Raw genomic sequence first — 16,673 nt, forward strand, 5'->3', positions numbered from 1 at the left:
GCCCTTTTGGGAAATGGGGCTTATTGGGAGGTCTACATGAAATTCACACGCAGAAAAATTGCGCGCGGTTTTGCGATTGCGGCCGTTTCGGCAACATTGGCAGGCGGCGTTGTCATGCCGGCATGGGCTGCTGACCTGATCGCGATCATCACGCCATCGCATGACAATCCGTTTTATAAAGCTGAAGCAGTAGGCGCTGAAGCCAAGGCCAAGGAACTTGGCTACGAAACACTGATCCTTCAGCATGACGACGATCCGACAAAGCAATCGCAGCTGGTCGATACGGCCATCGGTCGTGGCGCAAAAGCCATCATTCTCGACAATGCCGGTTCGGAAGCATCGATTGCCGCCGTGCAGAAGGCCAAGGATGCCAAGGTCCCTTCATTCCTGATCGACCGTGAAATCAACGCTTCGGGGGTTGCGGTTTCGCAGATCGTATCCAACAACTATCAGGGCGCGCAGCTGGGTGCGGAAGAATTCGTCAAACTGATGGGCGAAGCCGGTAATTATGTCGAACTGTTGGGCCGTGAATCCGACCTGAACGCGGGCACCCGCTCCAAGGGCTATCACGACGTCATCGATGAATATCCTGATATGAAGATGGTTGCACAGCAGTCAGCCAACTGGAGCCAGACCGAGGCTTTCACCAAGATGCAGAGCATTCTGCAGGCAAATCCGGATATCAAGGGTGTGATTTCGGGCAACGATACCATGGCCATGGGCGCATGGGCAGCACTTGAAGCTGCAGGCCGCAAGGACGTTATCGTGGTCGGCTTCGACGGTTCGAACGATGTTCGCGATTCCATCAAGGCGGGCGGCATCAAGGCAACCGTTCTCCAGCCGGCCTATGCCCAGGCACAGATGGCCGTCGTCCAGGCTGACGAATATATCAAGACCGGCAAGGGACCAGCTGAGGAAAAGCAGCTGATGGACTGCGTGCTCATCAATCCTGACAATGCCGACAAGCTCGAAACCTTCGCCTTGAAGGACTAACCCTTAAGCTTGCGAGGCCGGGGGCGTACACCGCTCCCGGCACATTCCTGATATCGAGGATAGATTCATGTCAGTGCTGAAGTCAGCTTCCATTATTCTGCTGGCCTGCGGTGTCGCGCTTTCGGGCTGCAAAATCATCAAGACCCCGACAGCGGAAGAAGCCGCAGAAGCACGCGGCGATAATTTCAATCCGGATCGTTCGGTTTCCGACATCTGGGACGCAAAGGTTAAGCCGTTCTTTGCCGAAAAAACTGCGACGCTCGATGAAGTGATGCAGACAGCAGATGCAGACGCGGACGCCGCCGGAGCGAAATACGGTCATCGCGAAAAGCAAGGCAATGCCCCCTGGACTTTCGTCGTCAGGCTTGAAGGCACCGTGGTCGCCGCAGAAACGAAATCCCGCGCCGCCTATGTCGACGTCGACAGCAATGGCGATGGCAAGCCAGATGCACGCGTGCAGATTGGGCCAACCGTTCGCGGCACTGCAATCCGCGACAGCCTCTCATTCGTGAACTTCAACGAATTCCGCAACCAGATCGACTGGGCGCAGTTCGGCAAGGCTTTCAATACCCGCATCAATGACGACGTATTGTCCAAACTGCCGCGCGAAAATCTGGTCGGCATGAAGGTGAAAGCGCAAGGCGCTTTCCCCTTGCCGTCAAAGGGTCAGCTTCCGGTTCTCACCCCCGTTTCCATCTCTTTGGAGAAATGAGTCATGAAGACGGAATCGAACCGGAAGCACGATATCGTCCTCAAGCTTGAAGATGTTTCCAAGGTCTATTCAGGCATTGTCGCGGTCAAGCGCGCCAATCTTGAATTGCGCCGCGGCTCGGTCAACGTGCTTGTCGGTGAAAACGGTGCTGGCAAGTCAACGCTGATGAAAATCATCGCGGGTGTTGAGCGCCCGACCATGGGGAAGATCATTCTCGATGGCGAGGAAGTAGCATTCGACAGCCCCGCCGACGCGCAGAAGCGCGGCATTGCGATGATCTTTCAGGAGTTGAACCTGTTTTCAAACATGACTGTGGCAGAGAATATCTTTGCCACACGCGAGATTACACGCGGTTTGCGGGGCATTGATCACAGGGCGCAGGTCGCAAAAGCCAGCGAGTATCTCGACCGGCTTGATGCAGGCATCAGCGCAAATACGCTTGTGGCCGATCTGCCCATCGGACAACAGCAGCTCGTCGAAATCGCCAAGGCCATTTCGCTCGATGCACGCATCGTCATCATGGACGAGCCGACTTCGGCACTTTCCGCAGCCGAAGTGGATATTCTGTTCAAGGTGATTGCTGAATTGAAAAGCCAAGGGGTGGCAATCGTCTATATTTCGCATCGTCTCGAAGAACTGATGCGGATCGGCGATTACATCACCGTTCTGCGCGACGGAAAAATCACCGGCCAGGAAGAAATCAAAAATATCGATACGCAATGGATCGTTCGTTCGATGATCGGTTCGGATGCCAAGGATTTTGCCAAGCCCGTGACCCACAAGATCGGTGCGGAACGGTTTCGCGCCGAAAACATCACGCTGCCCCGCCCAACAGGCGGGCTGGCAGTCGATGATGTCTCGCTAACCGTCCGCGCAGGTGAAGTTCTTGGAATCTACGGCCTTATGGGGGCTGGACGTTCCGAGTTTTTCGAATGTGTGATGGGGCAGCACGGGCATTCTACGGGCCAAATCTATATCGATGGCGAGGAAGTGAAGGAGCGAGACACGACCCGTCGTATCCGGCGCGGCCTTGCACTCATCCCGGAAGATCGCCAGCGCGAAGGCCTGGTCCAGATCCTGTCGATTGCCAGTAATCTGACACTGGCAAGCCTCGACCGCCTGGCCCGCTTTTTCCACATCACGCCAAAGCGTGAAAAACAGGCCATTCAACAGGCGATCCAAGACCTTTCCATCAAGGCGCCGAACCCGGAATTTGAGGTCACTTCAATGTCGGGCGGCAACCAGCAGAAGGTCGTCATCGGCAAGGCGCTGATGACCAATCCAAAAGTTCTCCTGATGGACGAGCCATCGCGCGGCATCGATGTGGGTGCGAAAGCCGACGTTTTCCGCACCATGCGCAGGCTTGCCGCCGAAGGTCTTTCCATTCTCTTTTCAACCTCTGATCTGGAAGAAGTCATGGCGCTCTCCGATCGCATCGCGGTGCTCAGCAATGGGAAGCTGATTGCCATTTTCGACCGCGATAAAGCAACGGAAGCCGATATTGTTGCCGCTTCGGCCAAGGGCCACGGACATACGCATGACAACGACCACAGCAAACAAACAAGGGAACGCGCGTCATGACAGCCAACACGACGACGGCCGCCACTGACTCAACCTTTAACAGCGGCTCGGCCCTGCTGACGCTTATGAAACTGAGAACCTTCATCGCGCTTTTCGCGGTATTCATCTTCTTCTCGTTCGCAGCACCGAACTTTCTGTCGACCGCCAACCTGATCCTGATGTCAAAGCACGTTGCTCTTAACGCGTTTCTTGCAATGGGCATGACTTTCGTCATCATCACCGGCGGCATCGACCTTTCAGTCGGCTCAATTGTCGGGCTTTGCGGCATGGTTGCCGGCGGTCTTCTGATCTACGGTATCGATCTTGGCATCGGCTATACAATCTATTTCAACATCATCGAAATCTCGCTGATCACACTGGCGGTCGGCATCGCAGTTGGCTTCATAAACGGGCTATTGATAACCAAACTGAATGTTGCACCCTTCATCGCGACACTCGGCACGCTTTATGTGGCGCGCGGTCTGGCACTTCTGTCTTCCGATGGTCAGACCTTCCCGAACCTTGTGGGCCGTGAAGATCTGGGCACAACCGGCTTCGCCTTCCTCGGATCAGGCAGCATTCTCGGTCTTCCGGTCTCGATCTGGATTCTGATCGTCGTCGCATTGGCCGCAGCCTATATCGCGCGCTATACGCCTCTTGGTCGTCAGATTTTCGCAGTCGGTGGCAATGAACGCGCTGCGCGCATGTCCGGCATCCGTGTCGACCGCGTAAAGATGTTCGTCTATATGTTTTCAGGCTTCTGCGCCGCGATCGCGGGGCTTATCATCTCGTCCGAACTCATGTCGTCGCATCCGGCAACAGGTAATTCGTTTGAGCTTAACGCCATTGCGGCGGCAGTTCTCGGCGGCACCTCCATGTCGGGCGGGCGCGGCACCATTGGCGGCACCATCATCGGCGCATTCGTCATCGGCATTCTCTCCGACGGTCTCGTCATGATGGGCGTATCGTCCTTCTGGCAGATGGTCATCAAGGGCCTTGTCATCATCATCGCCGTGGTGGTCGATCAGGCACAGCGCCGCCTCCAGCAGCGCGTTACACTCATGCAAATGGCAAAAGCGGGTTAAAAATGGCAGAATTGAATGGCGCTCTGATCGGCTGCGGTTTCTTCGCAATCAATCAGATGCATGCATGGAAAGACGTTTCGGGTGCCAAGATCGAGGCAATCTGCGACCGCGACCCGGAGCGGTTGAAGATTGTCGGCGACCAGTTTGGCATCGAGCGCCGCTACACGGATGCTAAGGCGCTATTTGCGGACGGCGGCATCGATTTTGTCGATATCGCCACCACCGTTGCAAGCCACCGCGCGCTGGTGGAACTTGCTGCCGCCCATAAGGTGCCGGCAATCTGCCAGAAACCTTTTGCGAAGACGCTCGACGATGCAAAGGCGATGGTGAAGGTCTGCGATGAGGTAGGCATTCCTCTCATGGTGCATGAAAACTTCCGCTGGCAGACGCCTATCCAGGCCGTGCGCACAGCGCTCGACAGCGGCGTCATCGGCGCGTCGTTCTGGGGTCGCTTTTCATTCCGCTCCGGCTTTGATGTTTTCTCCGGCCAGCCTTATCTTGCAGAAGGCGAGCGCTTCATCATCGAAGACCTTGGCATTCATACGCTGGATATTGCACGTTTTATTCTGGGTGACGTGACAAGCCTTGTCGCACGCACCAAGCGTGTCAACCCGAAGATCAAGGGCGAAGATGTGGCAACCATTCTCATGGACCATGAAAATGGAGCTACTTCCGTTGTCGATGTGAGCTATGCCACGAAGCACGAAACCGACCCTTTCCCGGAAACGCTGATCGAACTGGACGGCACGGAAGGCTCGATCCGTCTTTATCAGGGCTATCGCCTTGAAGTGATTACGTCCGGGGGTACGACAGTTTCCGACGTTTCGCCAAAACTGCTCTCCTGGGCCTCGCGTCCGTGGCACAATATTCAGGAAAGCGTTTTTGCCATTCAGCAGCATTGGGTGGATAAACTCGCTTCCGGTGCAGAAACCTCGACATCGGGCGCAGACAATCTCAAGACCTTTGCGCTTGTCGAGGCTGCCTATGACAGTGCAGCAAGCGGCAATCGCATCGACATCAAGGCATTGCTGAAATGAGCAAAGTCGATCCATTCCTGCTCTATGGCACGCGCGAAGCAGAAGCCACGGCAACGCATCTGAAAGCAGGGCTTCTTGCCGTCGATCTCAGCGACGGCAATCTTCGCACCATCACCTATGACGGCGTCGAGGTTCTGCGCGCCATCTCCTACCTGGTAAGGGATCGCGATTGGGGAACCTATAATCCGGAAATCCATGATCTGAATGTTGAGCAAAACGACAGCGGTTTCATCGTCACCTATCAGGCACGTTGCGAAAGCCCGGATGCAACGCGACTCACCATTGATGTCCGCATTCAGGCCGAGCGTGACGGCGCACTCACTTTCGACGCCGTGGCCAATACCGCGACCGGCTTTGAAACCAACCGTTGCGGCTTCTGCATTCTGCATCCGGTCATCGGCGTGGCCGGTTCGCCCGTGACTGTAGAGCATGTCGATGGCGTGTTCAACAAAACCCGCCTCCCCGACCTGATCGAGCCGTGGCAGCCCTTCAAGGACATGCGTGCAATCACCCACGAGGCTATCCCCGGCCTCATGGTCGAATGTCGCATGGAAGGCGATACGTTCGAGATGGAAGACCAGCGCAACTGGTCAGATGCATCCTACAAGACCTATGTACGTCCGCTGGCTCTGCCATGGCCCTACCGGATCGAAGCTTTGAAGCCCCAGCATCAGCGCATTGTGCTCAACATTGCTGACACGCGCCCAGCAACATCCAAAGTGGCCCAACATGCTGAACCGGTGAAAATCACTTTCGGAGACACGGGCGGCGTCATGCCCAATATCGGCATCATCATCACGCCGGAAGAAGCCAAGGCCAGTTCAGCTGCAACAGAGTTGCTTCGGGAACTTGCCCCGCAGGACCTTCTGTTTCATTACGATCCGTTGGCGGGACATGAAGGTTCAGTCTTTGCAGATTTCGCAGCATTAGGCGGGAGCCACAAGGGACGCGTCGCGCTTGAAATTGCGTTGCCGTGCAAAACCAACCTTATCGACGAGACGACTGCAATCGCGTCCGATATGAAAGCAGCGGGCTTCACCCCGGATGCAATCATCGTTTCGCCTGCCATAGACCGGCAATCGACGCCACCCGGCAGCGAATGGCCACCCTGCCCGCCGCTTGAGGAGGTTTATGCCGCAGCAAGAGCGGCCTTCCCGAATGTGCGTCTCGGCGGCGGAATGCTAAGCTATTTCACCGAGCTCAATCGCAAGCGTGTTCCGGGTGAGCTTGTTGATTTTGTCAGCCACTGTACCAATCCGATTGTCCACGCTGCCGACGACCTCAGCGTCATGCAGACGCTGGAGGCGCTGCCGTTCATTACCCGTTCTGTACGCGCGATCTATGGCGACAAACCCTATCGCATCGGGCCGTCCACCATTCCCATGCGCCAGAATCCCTATGGCAGCCGCACAATGGAAAACCCGCATGGCAGACGCATAGCCATGGCCAACCGCGACCCGCGTCATAATGGAAAATTCGGTGAAAGCTTCGCGATGGCCTACGCCATATCGGTGCTGAATGCAGGCCTCGACAGCCTGACGCTTTCGGCTGTCACAGGCTCGTTCGGGCTTATTGCCGGGGAAAACGAGCCAAGGCCCGCAGGGGAGAAACGCCCGCTCTTCAATACGATAAGAACCTTGTCCGCGCTGGCAGGAAAGAGATGGCAGCAGCTTGTTTCGTCCCGGCCCGGCCACGTTCTGGCTTTTGCGACAGAACAAGAATTCTGGCTGGTGAACATCACTTCACAACATGAGGCCGTCAGCATAGCTCAGTCTGGCGAGGTTACTCTTGAGCCCTATGCGGTCGAAAGTTTGAGACGCTCCTGTCTTTAGCGTGCGGCTGTTTTTATCCCCGACGGCATGAGCTGGAACCGACAAATCCGGATCAATCCGCTAGCCCGACGCTGCAGGCATGTACTGATGGCCGATCCCGATATACGTATCGGGATCGTGGTCTTCGCTACGATTTAACGCCCGCTCTCCACAAGCGGTGCCTTTCTTTAATTTGCAGCGTGCTCGGGCACTTTGTTTTGCAGGATAGCCAGATCGGTGACAATCGCGGCGGCTTCGTTCTGCAGAACATCCGTCGCGTTCTTGCGGCTCTTCTCGATTGCAAGGTCGGCACTCAGGCTTCGCTCGTTCGACTGCAGGCCGTCGTCAATCTGCGCATCAATGCCATCATTGGATTTTCCGCGCGCCTTGGCTCGATTTTCCTGCGCGGTCATCTCATTGCGACGCACCGTTTCATTGAGCGAGATGACCTTTTTCTCGCGCTGCGCCTTAAGCGTCGCTACATCTTCCACAAAGTCCTGGAACTCGCGGGATTTCTGCACGCGCTCGTCGTGCAGATTTTGCAGCTTTGGCAGCAACGCTTTTATGTCATCAGAGGCTTTGTATTTCGCCGCTGAAACCTGAGACCACGGCAAAGCATTGTCGAAGCTCGATTCACCGACAAGCTTCAGATCGAAGAGGCCCGGCAGGCTGATATCGGGCGTCACGCCGCGCAACTGCGTCGTTCCACCGTCGACACGGAAGAACTGGGCGACCGTAAATTTAAGCTCGCCATATTCAGGTTTGGGATTGTTGGCCACTTCATCGAGGTCGACCACGGTCTGCACGGTTCCCTTACCGAAACTTGGCTCGCCTATGACCACGCCCCGGCCGTAATCCTGAATTGCCGCCGCGAAAATTTCCGAGGCGGAAGCAGAGCCGCGATTGATGAGCACGCCCAACGGCCCCTTCCAGGCTGGCGTCGGAAGATTATCGCTTTCAACCTTGACTTCGCCGTTTGCATTGCGTTGCTGGACCACTGGCCCCTTGCCGACGAACAGACCTGTCAGATCAATCGCCTCGCTCAGCGAACCGCCGCCATTGTTGCGCAGATCGACCAGAACGCCGTCAACCTTATCCTGCTTCAACTCGGCGATCAGCTTGGCGACATCGCGGCTGGCGCTTTTGTAGTTCTTGTCGCCCTTCCGCCGCGCTTGAATATCTTCGTAGAATGCCGGGAGCGTAATCACCCCGATCTTGCGGGTAACGTCTCCGTCCTTTACGGGAAGGATCGTCTTCTTGGCGGCCTGTTTGTCGAGACTGATCTTGTCACGAACCAGCGTGATGACATGATGCTTGCCATCGGCGCCGGCATCTGCCGGCAGGATATCGAGGCGCACGACCGACCCCTTGTCGCCGCGGATCATCTGCACAACTTCGTCGAGACGCATTCCGATTACTTCTTTGATCGGACCGTCTTTGCCCTGACCGACGCCGATTATACGGTCGCCCACGGCAAGCTTGCCCGACGACTGCGCCGGGCCGCCCGCAACAAGCTCGCGGATCGTCGTATAGTCGTCTCTTTCCTGAAGCACCGCACCGATGCCAACCAGCGACAACTTCATGGAAATATCAAATTCGGCCGAAGCCTTGACGCCGAAATAATCGGTGTGCGGATCAACCGATGTTGTATAGGCAGCCATGAATGACTGAAAGGCATCGTCGCTCTTGTATTTATACGTGCGCTCGATGGAGTTCTCGTAACGCTTGTCGAGCGTCTTGCGAATAGTTGCATCATCCTTGCCGACGAGCTTCAGACGCAGCCAGTCGTTCTTGACGCGCTTGCGCCATAGATCGTCGCTTTCCGCGTTCGAACGCGGCCAGGGTTCCTTGTCGCGCACGATGGAGAATTCTTCCTGCTTGCTGAAATCGAAATTCTGCTTGAGCAGGCCACGCGCAAACGTCATGCGCTCGATGATGCGCATCTGATAGACGTTGAAAATGGAAAAGGGGATGGTCAGGTCCTGGCGGTCGATGGCGTCATCGATTTCCTTGCTGCCGGTCAGGAACTTGTCGACATCCGCCTGCAGAAAGATGAGCCTGTCCGGGTCCAGTGAATCGATGAACCGGTTCATGATCCGGACCGACAAGGCGTCATCCAGCGGGATGGGCCGATAATGGAAACGCGTGAGAAATTCTGCCGTGAGATGAGCGGCTTGAACCTGCTCCGGCGATGGCTTCAGAATGGCCGGCGAACCGACTTCGAGAGCCTGCGCGGGCAAAATACCTGCCAGGAAGAGACAAACCAGGCCAATCTTGATGCGTTTCAAGTTATGTTCCATTCTTGACGCTGAGCGTTTAATTCCAACTCTTGTTGGCTAATTATGGTTTTTTGGCAACCGTCTATCCCAATTAGCGCATTTCCGGTTCTCATTCATAGGAAAAGCGCGTCCCAGCGGGTAGCGGATTTCAAATGACCCCGATCCCGAACAGGTGGGCAGGCAAACAAAAACCGCCAGCTATTTATTCTGGATCTTTGTGACTGGCTTATCCGCCAAAGCCCGCTTCACTGCCGCGCGTGCAGATGCCAGATCGGGCATCACCCAGTTGGGCTCACCGCCCAGAAACTTGTCGAGAAATGCGATCGCGTAACCAGGCATTTCGACAATGTTTTCCTTGTAGGACCACCAGGTGCGCAATTCATCAGCACATTGGTCTATATTCGGAACGGTGCCGAACTCCTGTTCCTGCACTGCAGCAATCGCGCAGATACAGTAGTTGGTGTAGAGGAATCCCTCGGGCCAAAACCTGACGATCTCATACAGCCGCCCCGCATCGCCGTCAGCCTGAATTGGCGGTGAAATAACTTTCGCCGGAGACAGCCGGATCAGTTCGCGCAACACCAGCCCGGCTGCAAAGGTGATGAAATCCTTGCGGTCCACCTTGGCGAAACGCTTGTTCTGGTCCACCAGCTCCACCCAGTTCAGAAACGCCTCGGTGAGTTTCTTTTCATCAATGTCGTATTCAACACCGTAGAGCTCATGCAGCAGGCTTGCATGCTTGCGGAACGTCGCCCTGAACCAGCGCAACTGGCGCAGTCGATGACGCAAATCAGGCATCGATGCCATTTGTTCCCTGAGCAGCAAATCCATGACGCGAGCGGCCTCCTGTTTCCAAGCGACATTATGCGAAGTCGATTGAAATGTCAGTCTTCATTCGTCTTTCCTTTGCGATAAAATTATACATATTGACATTCACGAAGACAAATGTTCTCTATTTCATGAAAGGCGAACGTGGAAAATAGCCGTTTGCCCTTCGTGGGAGGAGAATAAAATGGCTATCTGGCAATGGGCTTTGCTGGCCCTCGCATTGCTGTGGGGCTTCCAGTCGCTGGGCGTCTGGTTCCAGATGCGCCACTATTCCGATGTGATGAAGGGCATCACTTCGAAATATTCCGACGGTTTTGTTGGCGCGGGTCACATACGAGGGCGTTTCGGCAAGGGTGTCATCGTGTTGATCGTCGTGGATCGCGACCTCGTGGTGCGTCGCTTCCTCCAGATGAGCGGACGAACCGTCTTTGCAAAGTTCATCCGCCGTGAAGGTTTTGAGGGAATGCGCCTTGGCGAATTGCCGGACAATCCCGCGTTTGGAGAAGGAACGTCTGAAGTGGTGGCTGCCGCCAGACAGGCGATAGAACAGATCGGTCGCATAAGAGACCAGTCCGATGGGATCGAACTCGAAGGTCTGAAGGCAGTGGGAGCATAGGAGTTGCTTGCCTGAAACAAGCAATCGAGGAGGAGCAATGTCGATAGTGACGATGTTGGCGCAACATGCCGACGCAACGATTCAATCCATACATATGGCTGGCAGCATGATTTCCGATGCGGCGCTGCATGGCAAACAGGCCGCAGAGCACGCGGGAAATGATCTTCTGCAGCTTGCGCAAGCAACGGCCCCCGCGCCGGGTGATGCGGGCGGCAGCGGAATTACCGTCGATCAGTTCAAGGAACGACTTCAGAACGTCCAGCAGGAAGAGCAGCTCGGCTGGCTTGCCTCGATCGGCAAGCACTTCATCGGCGTATTCCAGAAAGGCGGCGAGGTTTTCTCGGGGTTTGTTACAGGCATTATCCCGACGCTCGTCGTGCTGATGACCGCTTTTTATGCCGTAACGGAACTGGTCGGCGAAAAGCGCGTCCATGGTATCGCGCGTAGCGCCGGGCGCATTGCGCTGACCCGCTACACGGTACTGCCGGTTCTGTCGGTGTTCTTTCTGACCAACCCGATGGCTTACACGTTCGGCTCATTCCTGGACGAGAAATACAAGCCCGCTTTCTATGATGCGGCCGTGTCCTACGTCCATCCGCCGCTCGGTCTCTTCCCGCACATCAATCCCGGCGAATATTTTGTCTGGGGCGGCGTGCTGGTAGCCCTTCTCGAGCTCGAGAAGAAGGGCGCGGTTCCAACCGGCTATCATATCAATGTCGCCATCTGGTACGCCATCGTGGGTCTCGTGGTGATCCTTCTCAAAGGCATGCTTACAGAACGCATCACCGCCATCATGGCGCGGCGTCAGGGCATTGAGCTTTAAGCCGGAACCGGGGGAGAAAAACATGGTCAAGACCTATAAGGCAGTCAAGATTTCACGCGGCTCGAATGGCTGGGGCGGCCCGCTTGTCATTCAGCCGACCGACCAGCGCAACAAGGTGGTTTCGGTCACCGGCGGCGGCATCCATCCGCTTGCGCGCCAGATCGCCGAGCTGACCGGCGCGGAGGCGGTTGATGGTTTTCGCTCACCACCAATCGAAAGCGAAATGGCAGTAGTGGTTGTCGATTGCGGCGGCACAGCCCGCTGCGGCGTTTATCCGCGCAAGCGCATCCCGACCGTAAACATCACTCCGGTCGGGCAGGCAGGTCCGCTGGCACAATTCATCACTGAAGATATCTACGTTTCTGGCGTAAAACCGGAAAACATCGTTCCCGCTGACGGTTCAGCCGCCGCAGCTCCGGCTGCTGCTGCCGTTGAAGAAGAAAAGCCTGCGCCAGTGGAACAGCCGAGCGAAGGCGGCCTTGTCGGGCTTATCAGCAGCATCGGCCGCGTCATGGGGCGCGTCGTTGGTATCTTCTTCCAGGCCGGACGCCGCACGATCGATCAGGTTATCCGCAACGTACTGCCGTTCATGGCATTTGTGACAATGCTGATCGGCCTGATCCTCTATACCGGGATTGGCGATATTCTCGCCCAGCCGCTCGGACCATTGGCCAATAACATTGTTGGTTTGCTTGTGCTTTCCGCAATTTGCGGGCTGCCGTTCCTGTCGCCAATTCTGGGGCCGGGTGCGGTTATCGCGCAGGTCGTCGGCGTGGCGATCATCGGCCCGCAGATCGCAAACGGCACAATTGCCCCGGCAATGGCCCTGCCCGCCTTGTTTGCCTATAACACGCAGGTCGGTTGCGACTTCGTGCCGGTCGGCCTGGCGCTCGGAGAAGCCAAGCCGAAGACCATCGAAATCGGCGTGCCAGCGGTTCTGATCAGCCGTCAGATCATGGGCCCGCTTTCGGTTTTGATCGCATGGCTGGTCAGCCTCGCGGTGCTTTGAGCTTTCAGCCCGCCGCAGCAAAGGCGGCGGCGGGCAACCTCCCAAACACGTGCAGTAACGATGTTTTCCGATCGATTTCGCCGAGCATCGAATACCATAGAAAGAAAGGACCGCCTCTATGTCGATACACCTGAAAACGCGGATCACCGCAATCGGCCCGGAAGTTGCGGACCTCGCTGAAGGCGGCGTTCTGATCCTGTTTGCTGACGGTTCTCCCCCGGAACTGGCCGAAGTATCTGTCCTCCACGTGGTGGAGGAAGGCCCCGAGGCTTCGGCTCCTGCCGTCGGAACGAAGATCGCAATCGGTGCACTCAAGGCCGAAATCACCGCCGTTGGCGAAAGCGCCTGGCAGAAGGTGCGCGAAATCGGGCATGTCGTCATTTCATTCACCGGTGCAGATTCGACAGATCGCCCCGGCGAAATCTGCGCCAGTGAAATAGCAGGCGAAGAGCTTGTCGCTGCTCTCAAGGAGGGGCAGATTATCACCATTGGCGGCTGAAACTGCCCATCCCTGGATTTGGAATTGCGTGTTAAAACAGACGATTGGAACCCATTTTCAACAATCATTGCGTTGAAATGTTTCAGACGTCGATTTGAGGCTTACATAGATGGAACGCTCGACTATCGTCCGGGTGCGTGAGGGGCTGCATGCGCGCCCTGCGACCCGCTTCGTTAAACTGGCCAAGGGTTTTGAGAGTGATATTGAAATCGCCAAGGCCGGAAAAAGCGTAAGCGCCAAAAGCTCTGTCAAGCTGATGCTGCTTGGCGTGAAGGAGCTTGACGAAGTCACCGTTCGTGCCGATGGAGCAGACGCGATTGAAGCCATTGAAGCGCTGATCGGCTATCTGGAAAACCCGCAGGCGGGCCTGGAAGAGGTCGCCGCGCCAGCTGCACCCGATGCTCCGGCTGCACCTCAAGCCGCAACCATGCCGCAAGTGGCGATCACGCCCAAACTCCCCGCAGGCCAGATCAAGGGAGTTGGCGCAAGCGAAGGCATTTCATTGGGTGCGGCTTTTCCATTTTTCCCCGAAGAAATCAAACCTTCGGGCCGTAAACTCGCATCCGATGAAATAGAGACCGAGATCGCTCGCTTCAGGTCGGCTATCACCACCGTACAGCAACGCATGGATGCCTCCCTTTCCGGCGGCAATCTTGCAGATGCAGACAGAGGCATTATTGCAGCACTGAAGGATATTGCCGCGGATGACAGCCTGATCGATGAAGCGATCGGGCTTATTCGAGGCGGTCTCGACGCAATCTCGGCGATGCTCGCCGCGGCTGCAACCCTGGCCGGGCAATTTGCAGCACTGGATGATCCGTATCTCAACGCGCGCGCGGACGATGTGCACGCCGTCAGCCGCCAGATATGCCTTGCGCTTCTCGGCAAGGAAGACGTCAATCTGGAAGGCCTGCCGGAAGGATCGGTGCTCATCGCAGAAGACATCGGCGCCTGGGATCTCGCAAGAGCGCCGCTCAAGAAGATCAAAGGCGTCGTCTGCGGGCATGGCGGTGCGACCTCGCATGTGGCCATCATTGCGCGTACGCATGGCATTCCAGCAGTTCTTGGTCTGGGAAGCGCTGTGCAGCAACTACGAAATGCGAAAATCGTGGCAGTGGACGGAAGTTCGGGCATCGTTCATGCTGATCCGGACACAGCCGCCCGCAACGAAATCGAAGCGCGCATTTCCAGGGCCTTGCAGGAAAAGCAGGCACTTGATGCTTACCGCTCCGTCACGCCGCGCAGGGCCGACGGTACGATCATCGAAGTTGCAGCCAACATGGGTGCGCTGGAAGAGATCGAAGTCGCGCTTGAATCCGGTGCAATGGGGGTCGGGCTTTTCCGCACCGAACTTCTCTTCATGAAGCATATTCACCTGCCTTCAGAAGATATGCAGACCGAAACCTATTCCGCGCTGCTGAAAGCCTTTGCGCCGAACCCCGTCATCGTTCGCACACTGGATATCGGCGGCGACAAACCGATTGCCGGTATCGAATTTCCCGAAGAAGAAAACCCTTTCCTTGGCTGGCGCGGCATTCGCATGTGTCTGGACCGGGTGGACGTGTTCAAGCCGCAATTGCGAGCGCTTTTGCGTGCAGCGGTCAGCGGCAATCTCAAAGTCATGTTGCCCATGGTTTCGGATGTCGAAGAAATCCGCGCAACCAAACGCCTTATCGCCGAATGTATCGGCGAGCTTGAAAGCGAAGGCAAAGCCTTTGCCGGATTCGACCTTGGCGTGATGATCGAGACGCCCGCCGCTGTTTTCGCTGCGCGGGAACTTGCAAAAGAGGCGGCTTTTTTCTCCATCGGCACCAATGACCTGACGCAATATGTGATGGCTGCGGACCGGCTCAACCCGACCGTGGCGAAACTCAACGATGTTAGCCATCCGGCGGTGATGGCGGCAATCGAGATGACTGCTAAAGCCGGTACGGAAGCAGGTATCATGGTCTGCATGTGCGGGGAGGCGGCAGGAAGACCGGAACTCATCGGCGAGTTCCTGCGAATGGGACTGACCGAACTCAGCATGAGCCCGGCATCAATTCCCCGCGCGAAGAAGCTTATCCTGGATATGTTTCAGCCGTCTGCCCCGAGTCAGGGAAGATGAGCAATTAGCGTCTGGAACAATGTTTCGAGCTGCGCCTGATCGCGCTCTTCTGCTGCCTGCATGAGACGATCATGGCGCACATCCAGCGCCAGAATTGCGCTCTCCAAAGGATCGACGCCTGCCAGATCCGCCGCTTTTGCAGTCGCCAGACCACAGGCAAGCCCCACCGCTGCAAAACAGGTCGTTTCAAATTTGCGCAAGGCTTGGGGGTCGCGATGCCCTTCCATGGAGATGAACCGCACGGGTCTTTCGCCAAGCAGTTCCAGAAAAAGGGCTGTCACGGCCCTGGAGGTGGCAGCAATTTTCGTTTCGCCTGCTTCTGCGGAAAATACGCTTTTCAGCAAAGAGCCATGTTTCCGCATCATCCTTGCATGAACCGTTACGAATGCCGCTTCCTGGATAAGCACGTTCTGCAACTGATGGCGGCGCAACACTTCCTTGGTGAGATAATAAATATCCTTGCGGAAAGCGCGTGCCCCTTCCGTGCCGGCACCGAAATAGACCGACAAGCTTTTGACATGCGGCGCACTGTTATGGACCTTCGGGTCAGCCGAAATCAGCGAAATGGAAATCGTTTCGGCTGTCGTCAGAGCCTTGTCCACCATGCTTGCCGCATGTTCCAGCAACAGTTCAGGAGACGGGATGTTGCTGCGCCTTTCGGCCTCCGGCAAACCTTCGTGGCAATTGCGACGAATCATGTATCGAACGCCACGCAGGCGGTCCTTCAGATTGACTGCAATTTCTTCCGAAAGAGTGCGCAACATTGTCGATTTCCTTATGACAGCACCATCGCAACAGGATGGACCAGACACATGAATTATGGTTTGCCTTCACACGGAAAAGCAATAGTTTCGGTGTAAGAACAGCGCTTATATAATGCAGTATTACGCCATTAATTTGAGGGATAGTTTTGAAAAAGGCCGGCAGGAAGACACAGAAAAATCCGGAAACAGCGGACCTCATCATCGGATCGGAAGGTGTGGCTGCCGAAAACCGTACAAGCCGGCTGCGAACACGCGCTGCGTGGATGTATTATGTCGAACAAATGACCCAGAACGACATCGCGGAAGCGCTCGGCGTCGGGCGTGTCACAATCGTTCGCCTTCTTGCCGATGCCCGCGCTCGCAATGAAGTTAAGATTACCATCGAAGGCAAGCTGGCAAGTCTGACATCCCTCGAAGTCGAACTTGAGAAAACCTTCGGACTGGACCGCGCCATCGTCGCCCCCCTCTCTTCACCCGACATCGATCCTATCCCGCCAATCAGTGCCGCCACGGGCGCCTATCTTTCCGAAAAGGTGCAGCACGGCATGAC

Annotated in this window: 14 protein-coding genes and 1 pseudogene; 12 read left to right on the plus strand and 3 right to left on the minus strand. The window is 56.2% G+C overall.

The annotated features are described in order from the left end of the window. The first annotated feature begins 36 nt into the window (after positions 1 to 36). The 6 genes from JNC63_RS19775 (at position 37) to apnL (ending at position 7,219) form a co-directional block, all read left to right on the plus strand. Positions 37 to 993 carry a D-ribose ABC transporter substrate-binding protein gene (locus JNC63_RS19775; protein WP_006471861.1) on the plus strand — a complete coding sequence of 319 codons (957 nt, stop codon included), beginning with the start codon at positions 37 to 39 and terminating at the stop codon, positions 991 to 993. Between the two features lie 67 nt (positions 994 to 1,060). Next, on the plus strand, positions 1,061 to 1,705 hold the full coding sequence (locus JNC63_RS19780) for a DUF2291 family protein (RefSeq protein WP_374846698.1): 645 nt from the start codon (positions 1,061 to 1,063) through the stop codon (positions 1,703 to 1,705). A gap of 3 nt (positions 1,706 to 1,708) precedes the next feature. Next, complete coding sequence (locus tag JNC63_RS19785) at positions 1,709 to 3,286, plus strand: sugar ABC transporter ATP-binding protein (RefSeq protein WP_006470104.1); 1,578 nt, start codon at positions 1,709 to 1,711, stop codon at positions 3,284 to 3,286. Next, complete coding sequence (locus JNC63_RS19790; RefSeq protein ID WP_006470103.1) at positions 3,283 to 4,350, plus strand: ABC transporter permease; 1,068 nt, start codon at positions 3,283 to 3,285, stop codon at positions 4,348 to 4,350. The genes JNC63_RS19785 and JNC63_RS19790 overlap by 4 nt, the downstream gene beginning before the upstream one ends. Positions 4,351 to 4,352: 2 nt before the next feature. Further along, a complete protein-coding gene (locus JNC63_RS19795; RefSeq protein ID WP_006470102.1) occupies positions 4,353 to 5,387 on the plus strand; it encodes a Gfo/Idh/MocA family protein in 1,035 nt (344 codons plus the stop codon). Further along, positions 5,384 to 7,219 carry a D-apionate lactonase gene (apnL, locus tag JNC63_RS19800; protein WP_006470101.1) on the plus strand — a complete coding sequence of 612 codons (1,836 nt, stop codon included), beginning with the start codon at positions 5,384 to 5,386 and terminating at the stop codon, positions 7,217 to 7,219. The genes JNC63_RS19795 and apnL overlap by 4 nt, the downstream gene beginning before the upstream one ends. 167 nt (positions 7,220 to 7,386) lie before the next feature. On the opposite strand, the gene JNC63_RS19805 is transcribed toward apnL, so the two are convergent. Beyond that, positions 7,387 to 9,498 carry a carboxy terminal-processing peptidase gene (locus tag JNC63_RS19805; RefSeq protein ID WP_006470100.1) on the minus strand — a complete coding sequence of 704 codons (2,112 nt, stop codon included), beginning with the start codon at positions 9,496 to 9,498 and terminating at the stop codon, positions 7,387 to 7,389. A gap of 177 nt (positions 9,499 to 9,675) precedes the next feature. Further along, positions 9,676 to 10,308: a hypothetical protein gene (locus tag JNC63_RS19810; RefSeq protein ID WP_006470099.1), complete on the minus strand. Its 633-nt coding sequence runs from the start codon at positions 10,306 to 10,308 to the stop codon at positions 9,676 to 9,678. 181 nt (positions 10,309 to 10,489) lie between these two features. On the opposite strand from JNC63_RS19810, the gene JNC63_RS19815 reads away from it, so the two are divergent. The 5 genes from JNC63_RS19815 (at position 10,490) to ptsP (ending at position 15,359) form a co-directional block, all read left to right on the plus strand. After that, the gene (locus JNC63_RS19815; RefSeq protein ID WP_006470098.1) at positions 10,490 to 10,921 is read left to right on the plus strand and encodes a transcriptional regulator GutM; all 432 of its coding nucleotides are present in this window, start codon (positions 10,490 to 10,492) and stop codon (positions 10,919 to 10,921) included. A gap of 37 nt (positions 10,922 to 10,958) precedes the next feature. Further along, on the plus strand, positions 10,959 to 11,744 hold the full coding sequence (srlA, locus tag JNC63_RS19820; RefSeq protein WP_025091134.1) for a PTS glucitol/sorbitol transporter subunit IIC: 786 nt from the start codon (positions 10,959 to 10,961) through the stop codon (positions 11,742 to 11,744). A gap of 22 nt (positions 11,745 to 11,766) precedes the next feature. Further along, the gene (gene srlE / locus JNC63_RS19825) at positions 11,767 to 12,753 is read left to right on the plus strand and encodes a PTS glucitol/sorbitol transporter subunit IIB (RefSeq protein WP_006471858.1); all 987 of its coding nucleotides are present in this window, start codon (positions 11,767 to 11,769) and stop codon (positions 12,751 to 12,753) included. A 118-nt stretch (positions 12,754 to 12,871) separates the two neighbouring features. After that, a complete protein-coding gene (locus JNC63_RS19830) occupies positions 12,872 to 13,252 on the plus strand; it encodes a PTS glucitol/sorbitol transporter subunit IIA (RefSeq protein ID WP_006470095.1) in 381 nt (126 codons plus the stop codon). A 109-nt stretch (positions 13,253 to 13,361) separates the two neighbouring features. Beyond that, positions 13,362 to 15,359, plus strand: a complete 1,998-nt coding sequence (gene ptsP / locus JNC63_RS19835; protein ID WP_006470094.1) for a phosphoenolpyruvate--protein phosphotransferase — start codon at positions 13,362 to 13,364, stop codon at positions 15,357 to 15,359. Here the strand turns inward: ptsP and JNC63_RS19840 are convergent. After that, complete coding sequence (locus JNC63_RS19840) at positions 15,347 to 16,123, minus strand: hypothetical protein (RefSeq protein ID WP_006471857.1); 777 nt, start codon at positions 16,121 to 16,123, stop codon at positions 15,347 to 15,349. The two genes, ptsP and JNC63_RS19840, sit on opposite strands and share 13 nt — an antisense overlap. A gap of 146 nt (positions 16,124 to 16,269) precedes the next feature. Here JNC63_RS19840 and JNC63_RS19845 point away from each other — a divergent pair. Next, positions 16,270 to 16,673 (plus strand): annotated as a pseudogene (locus JNC63_RS19845) (sugar-binding transcriptional regulator); the annotation flags it as partial.

The organism is Brucella ciceri, from assembly GCF_041930145.1.
Lineage (GTDB): Bacteria > Pseudomonadota > Alphaproteobacteria > Rhizobiales > Rhizobiaceae > Brucella > Brucella intermedia.

Excerpts from the sequence above, each read along its gene's own strand:
- JNC63_RS19775 (WP_006471861.1), top strand. The coding sequence starts at position 37 with ATGAAATTCACACGCAGAAAAATTGCGCGCGGTTTTGCGATTGCGGCC.
- JNC63_RS19780 (WP_374846698.1), top strand. The coding sequence starts at position 1,061 with ATGTCAGTGCTGAAGTCAGCTTCCATTATTCTGCTGGCCTGCGGTGTC.
- JNC63_RS19785 (WP_006470104.1), top strand. The coding sequence starts at position 1,709 with ATGAAGACGGAATCGAACCGGAAGCACGATATCGTCCTCAAGCTTGAA.
- JNC63_RS19790 (WP_006470103.1), top strand. The coding sequence starts at position 3,283 with ATGACAGCCAACACGACGACGGCCGCCACTGACTCAACCTTTAACAGC.
- JNC63_RS19795 (WP_006470102.1), top strand. The coding sequence starts at position 4,353 with ATGGCAGAATTGAATGGCGCTCTGATCGGCTGCGGTTTCTTCGCAATC.
- apnL (WP_006470101.1), top strand. The coding sequence starts at position 5,384 with ATGAGCAAAGTCGATCCATTCCTGCTCTATGGCACGCGCGAAGCAGAA.
- JNC63_RS19805 (WP_006470100.1), bottom strand. The coding sequence starts at position 9,498 with ATGGAACATAACTTGAAACGCATCAAGATTGGCCTGGTTTGTCTCTTC.
- JNC63_RS19810 (WP_006470099.1), bottom strand. The coding sequence starts at position 10,308 with ATGGATTTGCTGCTCAGGGAACAAATGGCATCGATGCCTGATTTGCGT.
- JNC63_RS19815 (WP_006470098.1), top strand. The coding sequence starts at position 10,490 with ATGGCTATCTGGCAATGGGCTTTGCTGGCCCTCGCATTGCTGTGGGGC.
- srlA (WP_025091134.1), top strand. The coding sequence starts at position 10,959 with ATGTCGATAGTGACGATGTTGGCGCAACATGCCGACGCAACGATTCAA.
- srlE (WP_006471858.1), top strand. The coding sequence starts at position 11,767 with ATGGTCAAGACCTATAAGGCAGTCAAGATTTCACGCGGCTCGAATGGC.
- JNC63_RS19830 (WP_006470095.1), top strand. The coding sequence starts at position 12,872 with ATGTCGATACACCTGAAAACGCGGATCACCGCAATCGGCCCGGAAGTT.
- ptsP (WP_006470094.1), top strand. The coding sequence starts at position 13,362 with ATGGAACGCTCGACTATCGTCCGGGTGCGTGAGGGGCTGCATGCGCGC.
- JNC63_RS19840 (WP_006471857.1), bottom strand. The coding sequence starts at position 16,123 with ATGTTGCGCACTCTTTCGGAAGAAATTGCAGTCAATCTGAAGGACCGC.